Raw genomic sequence first — 16,432 nt, forward strand, 5'->3', positions numbered from 1 at the left:
TCGGGTCGTGCCCTGACAAGGGGTGGTAGCTGCCACCCCCGGGGGCGCCTCCCGCAGCAGCCTTACGCAGACTCCCGAGAAGGTGGCCTACGACGTGACCGCGCAGTCCTCGACTGGCAGTGAATCAACCCGCCCCGACTTCGGCGCGAACGAGTGGCTGGTCGAGGAGATGTACGAGCGTTACCTGACCGATCCGTCGGCAGTGGACGCGGCCTGGCACGATTTCTTCGCCGACTACCGGCCCGCGGCCGGCCCCGCCGGCTCCGTCCGGCAGGCGCCTGCGGGCAGCACCTACGGCGACGACGAGACCGAGGAGTTCATGGCCGGCTCGGACGAGGCCGCCGACTCGGCGAAGTCCGCCAGCAACGGGCACGACGGCGCTCACACGAGCGCCGAGAACCGCCGCGACGACCAGGCCGCCGCGGGCAAGACCGAGACCTCGGCCGCGGTGAGCGTCGCGCAGAACCCGGCGCCGACGCCGCCGTCCATCGAGGGGTCAGACACCGCGCAGCCGCCCGCCGCTGAGCAGGCGCCGGCCGCCAAGCCCGCCAGCAAGCAGCCGCCCGCAGCCGAGCAGGCGCCGGCCGCCAAGCCCGCAGCCGAGCAGGCGCCGGCCGCCAAGCCCGCCGCCAAGGCATCCTGGACCAGCCCGTCGATCGCGCCGACCGCGCCGGCTGACGCGCACGCCACCGTGCTGCGCGGCGCGCCGGCCAAGGTCGTCACCAACATGCAGGCCTCGCTGGAGATCCCCACCGCGACCAGCGTCCGGGCAGTGCCGGCCAAGCTGCTCGCCGACAACCGGATCATCATCAACAACCACCTGCGCCGGGCTCGCGGCGGCAAGGTGAGCTTCACCCACCTGATCGGCTACGCCATCGTGCGGGCGCTGCAGGACTACCCGGAGATGAACAACTTCTTCGCCGTCAACGCCGAGGGCAAGCCGGTCGTCGTGCAGCCCGAGCATGTCAACCTCGGCCTGGCGATCGACCTGCCCGGCAAGGACGGCGGCCGCTCGCTGGTGGTGGCCTCGATCAAGGCCGCCGAGAAGATGGACTTCGCCGCGTTCTGGGGCGCCTACGAAGACATCATCCGGCGCGCCCGGGCCGGAAAGCTGACCGCCGACGACTTCGCCGGCGCCACCGTCAGCCTGACCAATCCCGGCACGATCGGCACCAACCACTCGGTTCCCCGGCTGATGCAGGGCCAGGGCGCCATCATCGGCGTCGGCGCGATGGAGTACCCCGCCGAGTTCAGCGGCATGAACCCCGACGCGCTGAACGACATGGGCATCTCACGCACCATGACGCTGACCTCGACCTATGACCACCGGATCATCCAGGGCGCCCAGTCGGGTGAGTTCCTGCGCCGGGTGCACCAGTTGCTGCTCGGCGAGGACGGCTTCTACTACGACATCTTCGCCGCCCTGCGCATCCCCTACGAGCCGGCGGTCTGGTTGACCGACCGCGAGTTCAGCCACGAGGGCCAGATCGACAAGGGCGCCCGCGTCATCGAGTTGATCAACGCCTATCGGACCTCGGGTCACCTGATGGCAGACACCGACCCGCTGGAGTTCAAGATCCGGACCCACCCGGACCTCGACATCACCAAGCACGGCCTGACCCTGTGGGACCTGGACCGGGAGTTCGCGGTCGGCGGCTTCGCCGGCAACAAGCTGATGAAGCTGCGCGACATCCTCGGAGTGCTGCGCGACGCCTACTGCCGCCGGGTCGGCGTCGAGTACATGCACATCATCGACCCCGAAGAGCGCGCCTGGATCCAGAAGAACATCGAAGTCAAGAATGACGCCCCGACCCGGGAGGAGCAGAAGCACATACTGTCCCGGCTCAACGTCGCCGAGGCGTTCGAGACCTTCCTGCAGACCAAGTACGTCGGCCAGAAGCGCTTCAGCCTCGAAGGCGGTGAGACCGTCATCGCGCTGCTGGACGCGGTGCTGTCCGCGGCTGCCGAGAACTCCCTGGACGAGGTCGTCATCGGAATGCCGCACCGCGGCCGGCTCAACGTGCTGGCCAACATCGTCGGCAAGCCCTACGCCAAGATCTTCAACGAGTTCGAGGGCAACATCGACCCGGGCACCGCGCAGGGCTCCGGCGACGTCAAATACCACCTCGGCGCGCACGGCACCTACGTCAGCCCGAACGGGCTCAAGGTGGCCGTCGAGCTGACTGCCAACCCCTCGCACCTGGAGGCCGTCAACCCGGTGCTCGAGGGAATCGTCCGCGCCAAGCAGGACATCCTCGACAAGGGCGAGGACGGCTTCACGGTGCTGCCGTTGCTGATGCACGGCGACGCCGCCTTCGCCGGGCAGGGCGTGGTGGCCGAGACCCTGAACCTGTCACAGCTGCGCGGCTACCGCACCGGCGGCACCGTGCACGTGGTGGTGAACAACCAGGTCGGCTTCACCACCTCGCCGGCGCAGTCGCGTTCCAGCCTCTACTGCACCGACATCGCGCGGATGATCTCGGCGCCGATCTTCCACGTCAACGGCGATGACCCCGAGGCCTGCGTGCGGGTCGCCAAGCTGGCGGTGGCCTACCGGGTGCGGTTTAAGAAAGACGTCGTCATCGACATGGTGTGCTACCGGCGCCGGGGGCACAACGAGGCCGACAACCCCTCGTTCACCCAGCCGCTGATGTACGACATCATCGACAGCAAGCGCAGCGTCCGCAAGCTCTACACCGAGGACCTGATCGGTCGCGGTGACATCACCATCACCGACGCCGAAGAGGCGCTCAAGGACTTCCAGTCGCAGCTGGAGAAGGTGTTCCTCGAGACCCGGGACGCCACCGGCAAGCCGCGGCCCGAGCCGGTGATGGAGGAGTCGGTGACTCAGCCGCGCAGCTCGACGGCCATCTCCGCCGAGCTGATCAAGACCATCGGCGACCTCTACGCCAACCACCCGGCGGGGTTCAGCATCCATCCCAGGCTCAAGCCGCAGATCGATCGGCGGGTCGCCCAGACCACCGGGGGCGACGTGGACTGGGCCACCGCCGAGCTGCTGGCCCTGGGATCGCTGACCGTCGACGGCCACCCGGTCCGCCTGGCGGGCCAGGATTCCCGGCGCGGCACCTTCACCCAACGGCACGCGGTGCTGATCGACCGGGCCAACGGTGAGGAGTACACCCCGCTACGGCACATCCCCGGCGCCAAGGCGCAGTTCCGGGCCTATGACTCGCTGCTGTCGGAATACGCCGCCATGGGTTTCGAGTACGGCTACTCGGTGGCCAACCCCGAAGCCCTGGTGGTGTGGGAGGCGCAGTTCGGCGACTTCGCCAACGGCGCTCAGACCATCATCGACGAGTTCATCGCCTCGGGTGAGGCCAAGTGGGGCCAGCGCTCCTCGGTGACGCTGCTGCTGCCGCACGGCTACGAGGGCCAGGGCCCAGACCACTCCACCGGCCGGCCGGAGCGCTTCTTGCAACTGGCGGCCGAGAACAACATCACGGTCGCGATGTGCTCCTCTCCGGCCAACTACTTCCACCTGCTGCGCCGGCAGGCGCTGTCTGACATCCACCGGCCGCTGATCGCGTTCACCCCCAAGTCGCTGTTGCGGCTCAAGGCCGCGGTCAGCCAGTTGAGTGAGTTCACCGACGGCGCCTTCCAGCCGGTGATCGCAGACTCCTCGGTGACGCCGGACCAGGTCAGCCGGGTGGTGCTGTGCAGCGGCAAGATCTACTACGACCTGCTGTCGGCGCGCACCGAGGCCGGCCGGTCCGACGTGGCGATCGTGCGCCTGGAGCAGCTCTACCCGCTGCCCGGCGATGAGATCGCCGCCGAGCTGGCCAAGTACCCGCAGGCGCAGCTGATCTGGGCGCAGGAGGAGCCGGCCAACCAGGGCGCTTACCCCTTCATCGCGCTGAACCTGCCGGAGCGGTTGGCTGGCCAGGGTGACACCCGGCAGCTCTACCGCGCCTCACGCAAGGCCTCGGCGTCCCCGGCGGTCGGCTCGGCCAGCGTTCATGACAAGCAGCAGCGCGAGGTCGTCGCCACCGCACTGGGCTGACCCGCCGCCGGACCGCCGTCACAGCCGCCGGACTGCCGTCACCGCGGCCGGACTGCCGTCACCGCGGCCGGACCGGCGCCACGGCGTACCGGCGCCCTAGATTGGGCTGCATGGCTGAACCCGTGACCGACGACGCCGTGATCCGCTGGGGCATCCTCGGTGCCGGAGGCATCGCCGGCAAGTTCGCCGCCGACCTGATCCGCACCCCGGGCAACGCGCTGGCCGCGGTCGGCGCGCGCCAGCAGAGCCGGGCCGCCGACTTCGCTGCCAGGCACGGCGCGCCCCGGGCGTACGGCAGCTACCGGGAACTGGTCGAGGACCCCGACTTAGACGTCGTCTACATCGCCACCACCCATCCTGGTCACCACGAGCAGGCGCTGATGGCCATCGCGGCCGGCAAGGCGGTGCTGATCGAGAAACCGGTCTGCCTCAACGCCGCCGACACCCGCGAGGTGTTCGGAGCCGCGGCCGCGGCCGGGGTGTTCGCCATGGAGGCCATGTGGATGCGCACGAACCCGCTGATCCGCAAAGCTCAGGAGCTGGTGGCCGGCTCAGCCATCGGCGAGCTGGTGTCGGTCCGGGCAGAGCTGGGCCTGGGTCGGCCGTTCGATGCGGCCCATCGGCTGTATGACCTGGCCAACGGTGGTGGCGCGCTGCTGGACCTGGGCATCTATCCGGTCACCTTTGGCTGGATCTTTCTCGGCAGGCCGCAGTCGGTGGCCCTCACCGGAGCGCTGGCCCCGACCGGCAGCGACGCCACGGTGGCGATGCAGTGGAGCTACCCGGACGGTCGCGACGCCCAGCTCTGGTGCTCGGCACCGGTCAAGGCGCCGTTCCGGGCGCTGGTGGTGGGCACCGAGGGCTGGATCCGGACCGAGGGTCGGTTCTACCGCCCGTCCGCCCTGACGGTGATGACGGGTGGGCTCGAGTCCCGAATCGATGACCCGCTGGGCGCTGAGACCAACGGCTACGGACCCGAGATCGCCGAGGTCAGCCGTTGCCTGCGGGCCGGTGAGACCGAGAGCCCGCTGGTCCCGGCCGCCGACACGATCGCCATCATGGAACTGCTCGACGACGCGCGGGCCCATCTGGGGGTTCGCTATACCGGAGAGTGAGGCCGCGCACGATCGCGGATGACACGATCGCCGATGACACGGACGCCGATGACACGGACGGGGATGAGGATGTACTTCACTGATCGTGGGATCGAGGAACTGCAGTCGCGCCGGGGCGATGAGGAGGTCAGCCTGGCCTGGCTGGCTGAGCGACTGCGCAGCTTCGTCGATCTCAACCCGGACTTCGAGGTCGCGGTGGACCGGTTGGCGACCTGGCTGGCCCGGGCCGACGACGAGGACGACTGACTCGAGGGGTCAGGTCGGATCAGCTCGCTGCGCCACGGTCGGCTCCGCTGCCGGGGCAGTCCGGGTGACGTTCGAGCTGTCCAGTCCGAGGCGGGCGAAGAGCCGGAGGAACAGCTGCGCCAGCGGTCCGATCGCGACGGCGAACAGCACCGTCCCCACTCCCACCGTGCCGCCGAGCAACCAGCCGGTGAGCAGCACCGTCAGCTCGACGATGGTTCTGCTGAGGCGGATGGAGATGCCGGTCCGGCGCGCGATTCCGGTCATCAGGCCGTCGCGCGGGCCAGGGCCGAAGCCGGCAGAGATGTACATGCCGGTGGCCACGCCGCACAGCAGCACCGCCCCGGCAAGGACCGCTACCCGCGCTGCGTCGCCGTGCTGAACCGGTAGCACCGCCAAGCTCGCGTTCATCGCCAGGCCGACCACCAGCACATTGCTCACCGTTCCGAGTCCTGGACGCTGTCGCAGCGGAATCCACAACAGCAGGACCAGCGCCCCCACCGCGATGCTGATGGTGCCGATCTGACGGCTCAGCCTGAAGGCGAGGCCTTGGTGCAGCACATCCCAGGGATCCAGGCCGAGGCCTGCCTGCACCTGCATCGCCGCCGACACCCCGTACAGGACCAGCCCGAGGTAGAGCTGCCCGAGCCGCCGGGCCCAGCGCAGCGCCACGGGCCGTCGGGCCCGGGCTGTCGAGCCGGCCGGTCGATGCGGAACCATCCGCTGAGCATGCCTCGGTCGCGACCGGGCAAGCCCAGGGGGACCGTGCTGGCTGGCATGGCCTCGCCGGACTCGGCGCGCTCAGCCGGGCTGGGCGCGGCTCAGCCGGGCTCGACGCGGCTCAGCCGGACTCGGCGGCTCAGCTGGCCTCGGCGGCTCAGCCGGACCGGCCTGTCCCCTTCCCCGGCTTCGCTAGCCGGGCGGGCTGAACCGCTGCGGAGCGATCCCCCACCAGCGTCGCACCGCCGACCGCCATCGGCTGCCCCCGGGCGTCAGCGGCCCGGTCAGGCGCCAGACCCGCACTCCGACCGCCTGCACGTCAGCCACGCCGTACTGGCGCGAGTCGCTGCCCTGGCGGGCGTTGTCGCTGGTGAGCAGCCAGCCTCCGTCCTGCTCGGCCACCGCCCGCTTGAGGACCACCAGGTCGGCCCGGCTGCGGAACGTGGCCAGCACCAGCGCGCCGGGTCGGACCCGGGCCCCGTGCCGCACCAGCAGCCAGTCCCCCGGCAGCAGCGTCGGAGTCATGGACGAGCCCTCGACCCGCACCCGTTGCCAGGGAAGCAAAGCTCGCATACCGCTGATGCTGCCTGACCTGGCATGGCGTTGTCGGAGTAGGGTCGCCATCGAGCGTTCCGCCACCGGAATGCGTTTTTGTCGCGACTGGAGGAGAGTCATGCGCTTGATGCGCCGTTCGATTACCGCTTCCGCTCACTGCGACCTGCCGTGCGGTGTGTACGACCCGGCACAGGCTCGCATCGAGGCCGAGTCGGTGAAGGCAATCCAGGAGAAGTACCAGGCCAACGAGGACCCGGTGTTCCGGACCCGGGCCCTGCTCATCAAGGAGCAGCGGGCTGATCTGGTCAAGCATCACCTGTGGGTGCTGTGGACCGACTACTTCAAGCCCCCGCACTTCGAGAAGTACCCGCAGCTGCACGATCTGTTCAACAAGGCCACCAAGCAGGCAGGCGCGGCCGGTGGCAAGAGCTCGGTCGACCCGGCCGAGGGCCAGAAGCTGCTGGACATGATCGCCGAGATCGACGCGATCTTCTGGGAGACCAAGAAGGCTGCGTGAGCGAACCGGTGTCCGCACCTGAGCAGTCGACCGAGGCCGGCCCGATTCCCGGGTCGGCCTCGGTCGTACGGCGCTGGCCGGCGCCCAACACCGAACCAGCTCTGGTGCTGGTCCGCCACGGCGAGACCGAGTGGAGCCGCAGCGGCCAGCACACCGGCAACTCAGACATCGCGCTGACCGAGTTCGGTGAGCGGCAGGCCCGGGCTGCCGGTCCGTTGATCCGGGCCGCGCTGGGCTCGGCCGCTCCGGCGCTGGTGCTCAGCTCGCCCCGCCAACGTGCCTGGCGGACCGCGGAGCTGGCCGGCTTCGAGGTCGAGGATCGGGTCTCCGACGCCGCCGAGTGGGACTACGGCGACCTGGAGGGGCTTACCTCGGCCGAGATCCGGCGGCAATGGCCGGACTGGTCGGTGTGGTCGGGGCCCATCCCCGGCGGTGAGGACGCCGCGGCGGTCAGCGCGCGGTTCGACCGGCTGCTCGCCACGATCACCGACCGGCTGGAGTCCAGTGGCCGGTCCGGGCCGGTGCTGGTCTTCTCGCACGGGCACGCGATCAGGTGCCTGGCCGCTCGCTGGCTCGGTGACCCGGTGACTTTGGGCCGGCAGTTCTGGCTCGGCACCGGGGCTGTCTGCAGCCTGGGCTACGAGCACGGGCTCCCCGTGGTGCTGCACTGGAACATCGACGGCGCGCTGAGCTCGATCGGCGGCACCGACCGGTGACCACCGGCGGCCGGCTGAACGCCACCGACACCGTCGAGCTGACGGTGCCGGCCGATCCGGCCTACCTGTCGGTGCTGCGCACGGTGATCGCCTCGCTGGCGGCGAGGCGGGACTTCACCCTGGACGAGATCGATGACCTCCGGATCGCGGTCGATGAGGCCGGCGCGCTGCTGCTGCCGCATGCCGACCCCGGCTCACAGCTGTCGGCGGTCTTCGGCGGCGAGGCTGCCACCCTGCGCGTCGAAGTGGCCGTGACCATGCCGGCAGGGCAGTCCGGCCAGCCCGACCAATCGAGTTTCGCCTGGCTGGTGCTGGCCGCTCTGACCGATTCAGTCGCGCTGGCCGAGTCCGGTCAGCGACTGTCGCTCACCCTGAGCAAGGCACGCGGCGCTCGGGACCGATGACGGAGCGAAGCCGGCCCGATCGCGATCACACCCATAAGCTCTTCGCCGAACTGAGCACGCTGCAGCCGGGCAGCCCACGGCATCAGCAAGTCCGTGACGCGCTGGTGAAGATTCATCTGCCGCTGGTTCGCTATCTGGCACACCGGTTCACCGGTCGCGGTGAGCCGATCGATGACCTGCTGCAGATCGGCACCATTGGGCTGCTGCAGTCGATCGACCGATTCGAGCAGCAGCGGGGGCTGGAGTTCTCCACCTTCGCCACCCCGAACATCGTCGGTGAGATCAAGCGTCATTTCCGCGATCGCGGCTGGATGGTGCGGGTGCCACGCCGCTTGCAAGAGCTGCAGGCCGAGGTCGGCATCGGCGTCAACGAGCTGACCCAGCGCCTGGGCAGGGCGCCGACGGTGGCCGAGCTCTCTGCGCATCTACGGGTGAGCGCCGAGGAGATCATCGAGGCCACCGACTCCGCCCGCGCCTATTCGGCAGTGCCGATCGACGTGCCTCACGCCATGACCGGCCGGACGATCGCAGACGGCCTGGTGGAGTCAGACAACGCTTTGGAGCATGTGGAATTGCGGCACGCGCTGCGCCCGGTGCTGGCGGGGCTGAACGAGCGTGAGCGACAGGCGCTGCTGATGCGCTTCGTGGAGAACAAGACCCAGACCCAGATCGCTCAGGTGCTCGGCGTCTCGCAGGTGCACGTCTCACGGCTGCTGAGCAAGACCCTTGCCGAGCTGCGCGACCAGCTGCCCGATGTGGGCCACGGCTGATCAGCTCGGTTCGGCCGGCGGCTGACCGAAACGGTCCAGGGCCTGCCGCGAGGAGGGCAGCATCAACAGCGTCAGCACCGCGATCGCCACGATCAGGATCGGCGTCCCGACCAGTGGCCGACCGGCCTGGGCACTGAGCGAGTAGCCGACCGGCACTGCCAGCAACTGGACCAGGATCACCGGCGAGCGGGCGCTCGGACGCAGCCGCAGCAGCCCCCGCGCGCACAGGGCCAGCACCACCGCGCCCAGCAGCGCGAAGCCGACGATGGCCACCGCGCCCCAGAGCCGGGTGGTGGTGCCGACGAAGGCCAACACCAGCAACGCCAGCGCGATGATCGCCAATGCGCCGGCCTCCAGCAGCACCAGGGCAGCGGCCGCCCGGATGCCGCCTGGGGGCGGGCCGGCGGCCGGTTCGGCTGCGGTGTCAGACATTGCAGCAGCGTATGCGAGCGACCGCGGCAGGATCGACACCCCGTAGTCGGGCGAGCCGGTCGCGAGGTCGCGGCAGCGGCTGATCGGCATCGGCGCAGCGGTACAGTCAGGCGGTGCGAGTCCTGGTCATCTCCAACCCGCGCGCCACCGCCACCACGGTGCGCCAGCGGGACGTCCTCGTGCACGCGCTGGCCGCCGACGCCAAGCTCGAGGTCGAGGAGACGGCTAACCGGGGGCACGCCGCGGCCCTGGCGTGCCGGGCGATGCGCGACGGAGTCGACGTCGTGGTGGCCCTCGGCGGGGACGGCACGGTGAACGAGGTCGTCAACGGCTTGCTGACCGACGGCGTGCATCCCGGCGTCCCCCGGCTCGGCATCGTGCCCGGCGGTTCGACCAACGTCGTAGCCCGCGCCTTGGGCCTGCCCAACGACCCGTTCGAGGCCACCTCCGTGCTGATCGACGCGATGAGCGCCGACCGGCGTCGGCACATCGGCCTGGGCCAGGCAGATGACCGCTGGTTCGTGTTCGCCGCCGGCCTCGGCTATGACGCCGCGGTGGTCGCCGCAGTGGAGGCCCACCGTCGGCGCGGGCGCACCTCGACCCACGCGCTCTACGTCCGCACCGCCGTGCGGACGTACTTCGAGCAGGACCGGCGTCGCCCCGCCATCACCTTGGAGTTTCCCGACGGCAGTGTCGTGTCAGGCATCTACCTCGCGCTCGTGACCAACTGCGACCCGTGGACGTTCCTGGGCGAGCGGCCGGTGTCGCCCACTCCGCGCGCATCCTTCGACACCGGCCTTGACGTCTACACCCGCACCCGGATGGGTGTGGCCGGCATCGTGTTATCAGCCGCGCGGATGATCGCCGCGCCGAACCGTCGCAAACGCTTCGGCTCCCGGATGGAGCACGACCTAACCGAATTCACACTGCGCGCCGAGCGGCCGCTGCCCTTCCAGGTGGACGGCGACGCCCTCGACGAACGTCAGCAGGTCCGGTTCCGAGGCACGCCGCGGGCGCTAGAGGTCTACGTCTGATCGCGCGCGATCTGACGGCGCGCGGAGTCTGACGGCGCGGAGTCTGACGGCGCGGAGTCTGACGGCGCGCGGAGTCCGACAGCGCGCGGGTCTCACGGGGCGTGAAGTCCGACGGCGCGTGGGGTCTGACAGCGCGTGAAGTCCGGCGGCGCGTGGGGTCTGACGGCGCGTGAGACTCACGGCGCGTGGAGTTTGATGACGCGTCGATGCTCCAGCCACGGCTAGACAGCGTCTAGATAAACCATCAGTGTCTACGGCCCGCGCCTGACAACGCTGTCGATCACTGTGGGACAAGTGTCTACAACCTCGCTCTTGACGCCAATGGCCCAGCAGTTGATGATCATCACGAGAAATCAACTCCCCTGGCTGTGTTTTAGCTGTGCGAATGCCAGGCAGTTGTGGGAACTGAGCGTTTTGGACTTGCCCTGTTGCTGAACCTGGGCAAGGCTTGTAAGTGAGACCGGACGTCACCGAAACAGGATTCTTGTCGTCCGCTGAACCACAGATCGTAGAACCGAGCCATGTGACACACGTCCGACGTGCCGCTTGGTCCTTGAACTAGCCGGTAGCTCGTGAAAGAATTCACAAGCACCTGCTGCCAGGTTCAGGTTTGTCTGTCGGCAGTTTCCAAGCCAAGTGAGGAGAACGACTCCATGGACTGGCGTCACCGCGCGGTATGCCGCGACGAGGACCCGGAACTGTTCTTTCCGATCGGTAACACCGGTCCGGCATTGATGCAGATCGAAGAAGCGAAGGCGGTATGCCGTCGCTGTCCCGTCATGTCAGAGTGCCTTTCGTGGGCATTAGAGAGTGGTCAGGACGCCGGAGTGTGGGGCGGCCTGAGCGAAGATGAACGACGCGCCCTCAAGCGTCGCAACGCCCGTGCGCGGGCCCGAATGTCCTGAAAGACCTGCGCATGTCAGCTGAGAGAGCCTCGCTCTCGCCGGCTGATCGGCACGCGCAGTGTCACAGCAGTGCCAGGCTGAGTCGAGCCGCGACCGCTGAGCTCCAGGGTGGCGTTCAACTCCGCTTCCACCAACGTCCGGACGATCTGCAGTCCTAGCCGGTCGCTGCTGTCCAGAGAGAACTTCTCGGGCAGGCCGGCGCCGTCATCGAGGATGCGAACGGTCAGCACACCCCTGGCGCGCTCACCGAGGACTTGCACCGATCCGCATCGGTTTCCGGCGAACCCGTGTTCCACGGCATTGCCGACCAGCTCAGTGAGAACCATCACAAGCGGTGTCGCCAACTCGGCCGGCAGCTGACCGAAGCTACCGCCGCGCCGCACCAGCACCCGGGCGTCAGAGCCGGCCACATCGCTCAGCATCGCCAGCAGCCGGTCGACCACCTCGTCAAAGGCGACCTCCTCATCGATGGCCGAGGACAGCGTCTCGTGCACCAGCGCTATCGACGAGACCCGACGCATCGACTCCTCCAGCGCCGTGCGGGCCTCAGGATTGGCCACCCGCCGGGACTGCAGCCGGAGCAGCGCCGCCACGGTCTGCAAGTTGTTCTTCACCCGGTGGTGGATCTCCCGAATCGTGGCGTCCCTGCTGAGGATCTGCCGGTCCCGGCGGCGTAGCTCGGTGACGTCCTGCAACAGCACCAACGCTCCCAGCGATTCACCGCGCGGGTGCAGGGGAATCGCCCGGAACTGCACAATCGCGCCACCGCCGTCGAGCTCGCGGCTGAGCGGATGCACGCCACTCAACGCCTCGGCGGTCATCTGGTTGAGGTCGGCGGCCTCGAACGGGTCACGGGCCAGTTCGGTGACCACGTCGCCGAACCGGGCGCCCAGCAAGTTGCCGGTGAGGCCGAGCCGGCGAAACGCCGACGAGCCGTTGGGACTGGCGTAAAGCACCCGGCCCTCTGCGTCCAGGCGCACCATGCCGTCGCCGACCCGCGGCCCGGCGCCCTCCTCGCGTTCCTTCGCCGGGCCCGGGAACTTGCCGGTGGCCACCATCGACGCCAGGTCGGCGGCACTTTGCAGGTAGGCCAGCTCCAGTTGGCTGGGGCTGCGCAAACTCGTCAGATTTCCGTCGCGGCCGAGCACCGCCACCGGCCGGTCCCCGAACAGGATAGGAATAGCCTCCCGCCGGATGGGAGTGTCGCCTTCCCAGTCCGGATCGGACTCGCGAAGGATCCGCGACTCGGTCAGCGCGATCTGCAGCGCCGCGGCGCGGTTTCCGTTCAGCCGCTCGCCGACCCGGTCGAGCAGATAGGCGGTGGCGCCGGTGGTGGGCCGGCACTGGGCGGCGCACAGGAACTCGCCCTCGTTCGCGGTGGGAACCCACAGCAGCAGATCCGCGAAGGACAGGTCCGACAGCAGCTGCCACTCCGCTACCAGCTGTTGCAGATGGGCAGTCTGCGGCTCATCAAGCTGCGTCTGGCTCGCGAGCAGGTCCGACAGTGCTGACATGGTGAGCTGAGCGTGCCACAGCCCTCGTCCGGATCAGTCAACTGGGCCCTATAAATGCTGGGATTTGGTCGCGCGCGAGGGTCTTTGGCGATAGCGTGTCGACCGCTCGGCAAACCGATCGTGTACTACATTCCGACGGTCGACCTAGGAGGCGTCTTGTCCCATCCCTATAGGCATCGCTTATCACGCGGCGCTGCGATAGCAGCCGGCGTCTTGCTGGCCCTCCCAATCATCGCCCTGCTATGGGTGCCACTCTATGCCCGTAAGGGTCCTGAGTTGTGGGGTTTTCCCTTCTTCTATTGGTACCAGATGCTTTGGGTGATCGTGTGCGGGTTCTGCACCGCAGGCGCCTTCCAGGTCGTCCAGCGTGACCGCAAGCGAGGAGATCGATGAGCACCCTGGCGACTTCGGCCACCAGCCAGAGCGTGACCCTGGCCGCCGAGAAGGTGGACGGCGTGGCCCTCGGGGTCCTGTTGTTCTTCTTCATCCTTGTGACCGTGGGCGGATTCTGGGCTGCCAACTGGAGAAAGGCCGACACCCCGCACAGCTTGGACGAGTGGGGCCTGGGCGGGCGCAGCTTCGGAACGGTGATCACCTGGTTCTTGCTGGGTGGTGACCTCTACACCGCCTACACCTTCATCGCGGTGCCTGCCGCGATGTTCGCCACCGGGGCCGTCACCGGCTTCTTCGCGGTGGCATACACCATCCTCATCTACCCGATCGTGTTCATCTTCATGCCACGCATGTGGTCGGTCTCGCACAGCAAGGGTTACGTCACGGCCGCGGACTTCGTCCGAGGCCGGTTCGACTCCCGATACCTGGCACTGGCCGTGGCGGTCACCGGCATCCTCGCCACGATGCCCTACATCGCGCTGCAACTGGTGGGCATCCAGGCAGTCATCGACACCATCGGGCTGGGCGGCAGCGGCAACGCCTTCGTCCGCGACCTGCCGCTGCTGATCGCCTTCGCCGTGCTGGCCGCTTACACCTACTCCTCCGGCTTGCGGGCGCCCGCCATCATCGCCTTCGTCAAAGACACCTTGATCTACCTGGTGATCGCGGTGGCCGTGGTCTACGTCGGCGTGCACATCGGCTTCGGCAACCTCTTCGACGCGGCCGAGGCCAAGATGGCCACCAAGAACCCCAAGACCGGCGCCAACACCGGGGTGTTCGTGCCTGCCAGCAACAGCTACTGGGCCTACGCCTCACTCGCGTTGGGTTCAGCGCTGGCGCTGTTCATGTACCCGCACTCGATCACAGCGGTGCTGTCGGGTAAATCGCGTAACGTGATCCGGCGCAACGCCACGATCCTTCCGGCCTACTCGCTGCTGCTGGCGCTGCTGGCGCTGCTCGGTTACGCCGCGATCGCGTCCAAGACTTCGGTCATCGGCAGCGACGGAAAGCCGAATCCGCAGTTGGCGGTGCCGCACTTCTTCCGCGAGGAATTCCCGAGCTGGTTCGCCGGCATCGCCTACTCGGCCATCGCCATCGGCGCGCTGGTGCCGGCCGCGATCATGTCGATCGCTGCTGCCAACATGTTCAGCCGCAATATCTACAAAGAGTTCCTGGCCCCTCACGCGACCCACAAGCAGGAGGCGCAGGCCGCCAAGTACACCTCTCTGGCGGTCAAGTTCGGCGCGCTGATCTTCGTGCTGTTGCTGGACAAGCAGAACGCCATCAACATGCAGCTGCTTGGTGGGGTCTGGATTCTGCAGACCCTGCTGGCGATCGTGGTCGGCCTCTACACCCGGTGGCTGCACAGGTGGGCGCTGTTGGCCGGCTGGGCCGTCGGCATGACCTACGGAACGATCACGGCTTACAACCAGAAGTCGGCTGTCACCCAGCACTTCGGCGGCTCGCTGGCGAACTTCCCGTTTACCGACACCAGGGTCTACATCGCCCTGACCGCGCTGGTGCTCAACATCCTGGTGACCGTGCTGCTGACCCTGGTGCTGCGGGCGATGAAGGCGCCAGAGGGTGTCGATGACACCACCTATGAGGACTACTACTCCGAGAGCGACGCCAAGGTGGCCGTGCTGCCGGGGACCGAGGGTGGCCTGCCGGTGCCCGGCGGGGTACGCGGTTAGCCAAGGCACACAGCACAAACAAACGCCTGGCCCCCGGGTTGCGACCCGGGGGCCAGGCGTTTTCCATCACCTTGGCCGTGCTAGTCGGCTGACTCGGGCGGCCGAGCCAGTCAGCGGCCGCTGGTAGGCGCTCACACGGCGGCGGGACTAGTAGGCGGCCGCGCTAGTCGCCGCTCACTCAGTGCGAACTAGTCAGCGACCGCGCTAGTCGCCGCTCACTCAGTGCGGGCTAGTCAGCGGCCGCGCTAGTCGCCGCTCACTTGGCCGGGCTAGTCGGCGCTCACACGGCGGCGGGCTAGTCCGCGCTCACTCGGCTCGGTACTCCCGGTGGCTGGCGTCGTTAGCCGCCTGCTGCAGGCGAATCCGAATCCGGGCTTTGAGGCTGCTGGGGGCGACGTCCCCGCCGCAGCTGCGTGCCACCAGCACCTTCACGTCCTGCTCGAGGCCGAACTGGCGCAGGCACGGCGCGCAACCGTCAAGGTGGAGGCGGATCCGCTGCCGCACGTCACCGTCGGTCTCGTCATCGAGGTACAGATAGACGTCGGCGAGGACTTCTTCACAGTCCATGCCGCCGGGACCAAAGCCCGTCATGAGTGTTCTCCTTCGGCGCTCTGGGACGTCGAGGTGGCTGTCTTGACCAGCCCACGCTCACGCGCGTAGTCAGCCAGCAGCACCTGAAGTTGCTTACGACCACGGTGTAGGCGGGACATCACGGTGCCGATCGGCGTGTCCATGATCTCTGCGATCTCTTTGTAGGCGAAGCCCTCGACATCGGCGAGGTAGACCGCGAGGCGGAACTCCTCCGGCAGGGACTGCAGTGCGTCCTTGACGTCGGAGTCGGGCAGGTGGTCCAGGGCTTCCATCTCGGCCGAGCGCAACCCACTGGAGGTGTGCGATTCAGCCGCATGCAACTGCCAGTCCTCGATCGTGTCAGAGTTGGACTGCTGCGGTTGCCGCTGCTTCTTGCGATAGGTGTTGATGAACGAATTCGTGAGGATCCGGTACAGCCAGGCCTTGAGGTTGGTGCCCTCGTGGAACTGGTGGAAGGCGGCGAATGCCTTGACGAACGTCTCCTGGACCAGGTCTTCGGCGTCGGCGGGGTTGCGGGTCATCCGCATCGCGGCGGCGTACAACTGGTCGAGAAACGGCAAGGCGTCACGCTCAAACCGGGCTCGACGCTCCTCGACAGTCTCCTCAGCCACCACAGTTCCCCTCGCCCGAAGCGCCGGACCGAAGGGGTCCGGCATCTGTGAGCTTACGGGTGCAGTCAGGCTGACGGGGTGCCCGGTCAGAGGTAGGGGGCCTCGCGGGGGTAGGCGATCCACTACGAGCACGGCTTGCTCCTTGACGGGCGTTTCCAGACTCCCCATAACGCGGGGTTCGATGATCTGCAACGCGC

General features: G+C 68.2%; 16 protein-coding genes. 10 read left to right on the forward strand and 6 right to left on the reverse strand.

Translation table 11 applies throughout. The features are described 5' to 3' along the window. The first annotated feature begins 82 nt into the window (after positions 1 to 82). From VGB75_00350 to VGB75_00360, 3 genes are all read left to right on the forward strand, one after another. Positions 83 to 4,021: a multifunctional oxoglutarate decarboxylase/oxoglutarate dehydrogenase thiamine pyrophosphate-binding subunit/dihydrolipoyllysine-residue succinyltransferase subunit gene (locus VGB75_00350; protein HEY0165464.1), complete on the forward strand. Its 3,939-nt coding sequence runs from the start codon at positions 83 to 85 to the stop codon at positions 4,019 to 4,021. A 110-nt stretch (positions 4,022 to 4,131) separates the two neighbouring features. Then, positions 4,132 to 5,136 carry a Gfo/Idh/MocA family oxidoreductase gene (locus tag VGB75_00355; GenBank protein ID HEY0165465.1) on the forward strand — a complete coding sequence of 335 codons (1,005 nt, stop codon included), beginning with the start codon at positions 4,132 to 4,134 and terminating at the stop codon, positions 5,134 to 5,136. A gap of 69 nt (positions 5,137 to 5,205) precedes the next feature. Continuing rightward, complete coding sequence (locus VGB75_00360) at positions 5,206 to 5,382, forward strand: DUF6104 family protein (GenBank protein HEY0165466.1); 177 nt, start codon at positions 5,206 to 5,208, stop codon at positions 5,380 to 5,382. A gap of 9 nt (positions 5,383 to 5,391) precedes the next feature. On the opposite strand, the gene VGB75_00365 is transcribed toward VGB75_00360, so the two are convergent. Next, positions 5,392 to 6,099 (reverse strand): hypothetical protein, encoded by a 708-nt coding sequence (locus tag VGB75_00365; protein ID HEY0165467.1) that lies wholly within the window; start codon positions 6,097 to 6,099, stop codon positions 5,392 to 5,394. 192 nt (positions 6,100 to 6,291) lie between these two features. Continuing rightward, positions 6,292 to 6,672, reverse strand: a complete 381-nt coding sequence (locus VGB75_00370) for a S24 family peptidase (GenBank protein ID HEY0165468.1) — start codon at positions 6,670 to 6,672, stop codon at positions 6,292 to 6,294. Between the two features lie 109 nt (positions 6,673 to 6,781). On the opposite strand from VGB75_00370, the gene sodN reads away from it, so the two are divergent. From sodN to VGB75_00390, 4 genes are read left to right on the forward strand one after another with little or no spacing between them, the layout of a single operon-like run. Further along, on the forward strand, positions 6,782 to 7,171 hold the full coding sequence (sodN, locus tag VGB75_00375; GenBank protein HEY0165469.1) for a superoxide dismutase, Ni: 390 nt from the start codon (positions 6,782 to 6,784) through the stop codon (positions 7,169 to 7,171). Next, complete coding sequence (locus tag VGB75_00380; protein ID HEY0165470.1) at positions 7,168 to 7,887, forward strand: histidine phosphatase family protein; 720 nt, start codon at positions 7,168 to 7,170, stop codon at positions 7,885 to 7,887. The genes sodN and VGB75_00380 overlap by 4 nt, the downstream gene beginning before the upstream one ends. After that, complete coding sequence (locus VGB75_00385; GenBank protein ID HEY0165471.1) at positions 7,884 to 8,291, forward strand: ATP-binding protein; 408 nt, start codon at positions 7,884 to 7,886, stop codon at positions 8,289 to 8,291. Before VGB75_00380 ends, VGB75_00385 begins: the two co-directional genes overlap by 4 nt. Further along, a complete protein-coding gene (locus VGB75_00390) occupies positions 8,288 to 9,061 on the forward strand; it encodes a SigB/SigF/SigG family RNA polymerase sigma factor (protein ID HEY0165472.1) in 774 nt (257 codons plus the stop codon). Before VGB75_00385 ends, VGB75_00390 begins: the two co-directional genes overlap by 4 nt. On the opposite strand, the gene VGB75_00395 is transcribed toward VGB75_00390, so the two are convergent. After that, positions 9,062 to 9,493: a hypothetical protein gene (locus VGB75_00395; GenBank protein ID HEY0165473.1), complete on the reverse strand. Its 432-nt coding sequence runs from the start codon at positions 9,491 to 9,493 to the stop codon at positions 9,062 to 9,064. 113 nt (positions 9,494 to 9,606) lie between these two features. Between VGB75_00395 and VGB75_00400 the strand changes: the two genes are divergently transcribed. Both VGB75_00400 and VGB75_00405 read left to right on the forward strand, forming a co-directional pair. Further along, the gene (locus VGB75_00400; protein ID HEY0165474.1) at positions 9,607 to 10,527 is read left to right on the forward strand and encodes a diacylglycerol kinase family protein; all 921 of its coding nucleotides are present in this window, start codon (positions 9,607 to 9,609) and stop codon (positions 10,525 to 10,527) included. 653 nt (positions 10,528 to 11,180) lie between these two features. Further along, positions 11,181 to 11,432, forward strand: coding sequence for a WhiB family transcriptional regulator (locus VGB75_00405; GenBank protein ID HEY0165475.1), 252 nt, complete (start codon positions 11,181 to 11,183; stop codon positions 11,430 to 11,432). A gap of 14 nt (positions 11,433 to 11,446) precedes the next feature. On the opposite strand, the gene VGB75_00410 is transcribed toward VGB75_00405, so the two are convergent. After that, the gene (locus VGB75_00410) at positions 11,447 to 12,946 is read right to left on the reverse strand and encodes a PAS domain-containing sensor histidine kinase (GenBank protein ID HEY0165476.1); all 1,500 of its coding nucleotides are present in this window, start codon (positions 12,944 to 12,946) and stop codon (positions 11,447 to 11,449) included. Between the two features lie 389 nt (positions 12,947 to 13,335). Here VGB75_00410 and VGB75_00415 point away from each other — a divergent pair, with 389 nt between their 5' ends. Continuing rightward, on the forward strand, positions 13,336 to 15,033 hold the full coding sequence (locus VGB75_00415) for a sodium:solute symporter (GenBank protein HEY0165477.1): 1,698 nt from the start codon (positions 13,336 to 13,338) through the stop codon (positions 15,031 to 15,033). 306 nt (positions 15,034 to 15,339) lie between these two features. On the opposite strand, the gene rsrA is transcribed toward VGB75_00415, so the two are convergent. Then, a complete protein-coding gene (gene rsrA / locus VGB75_00420; GenBank protein ID HEY0165478.1) occupies positions 15,340 to 15,624 on the reverse strand; it encodes a mycothiol system anti-sigma-R factor in 285 nt (94 codons plus the stop codon). Then, a complete protein-coding gene (locus tag VGB75_00425) occupies positions 15,621 to 16,235 on the reverse strand; it encodes a sigma-70 family RNA polymerase sigma factor (GenBank protein HEY0165479.1) in 615 nt (204 codons plus the stop codon). The genes rsrA and VGB75_00425 overlap by 4 nt, the downstream gene beginning before the upstream one ends. Between the last annotated feature and the right edge of the window lie 197 nt (positions 16,236 to 16,432).

This window comes from Jatrophihabitans sp. (assembly GCA_036399055.1).
In the GTDB taxonomy this organism is placed as follows: Bacteria; Actinomycetota; Actinomycetes; order Mycobacteriales; family Jatrophihabitantaceae; genus Jatrophihabitans_A.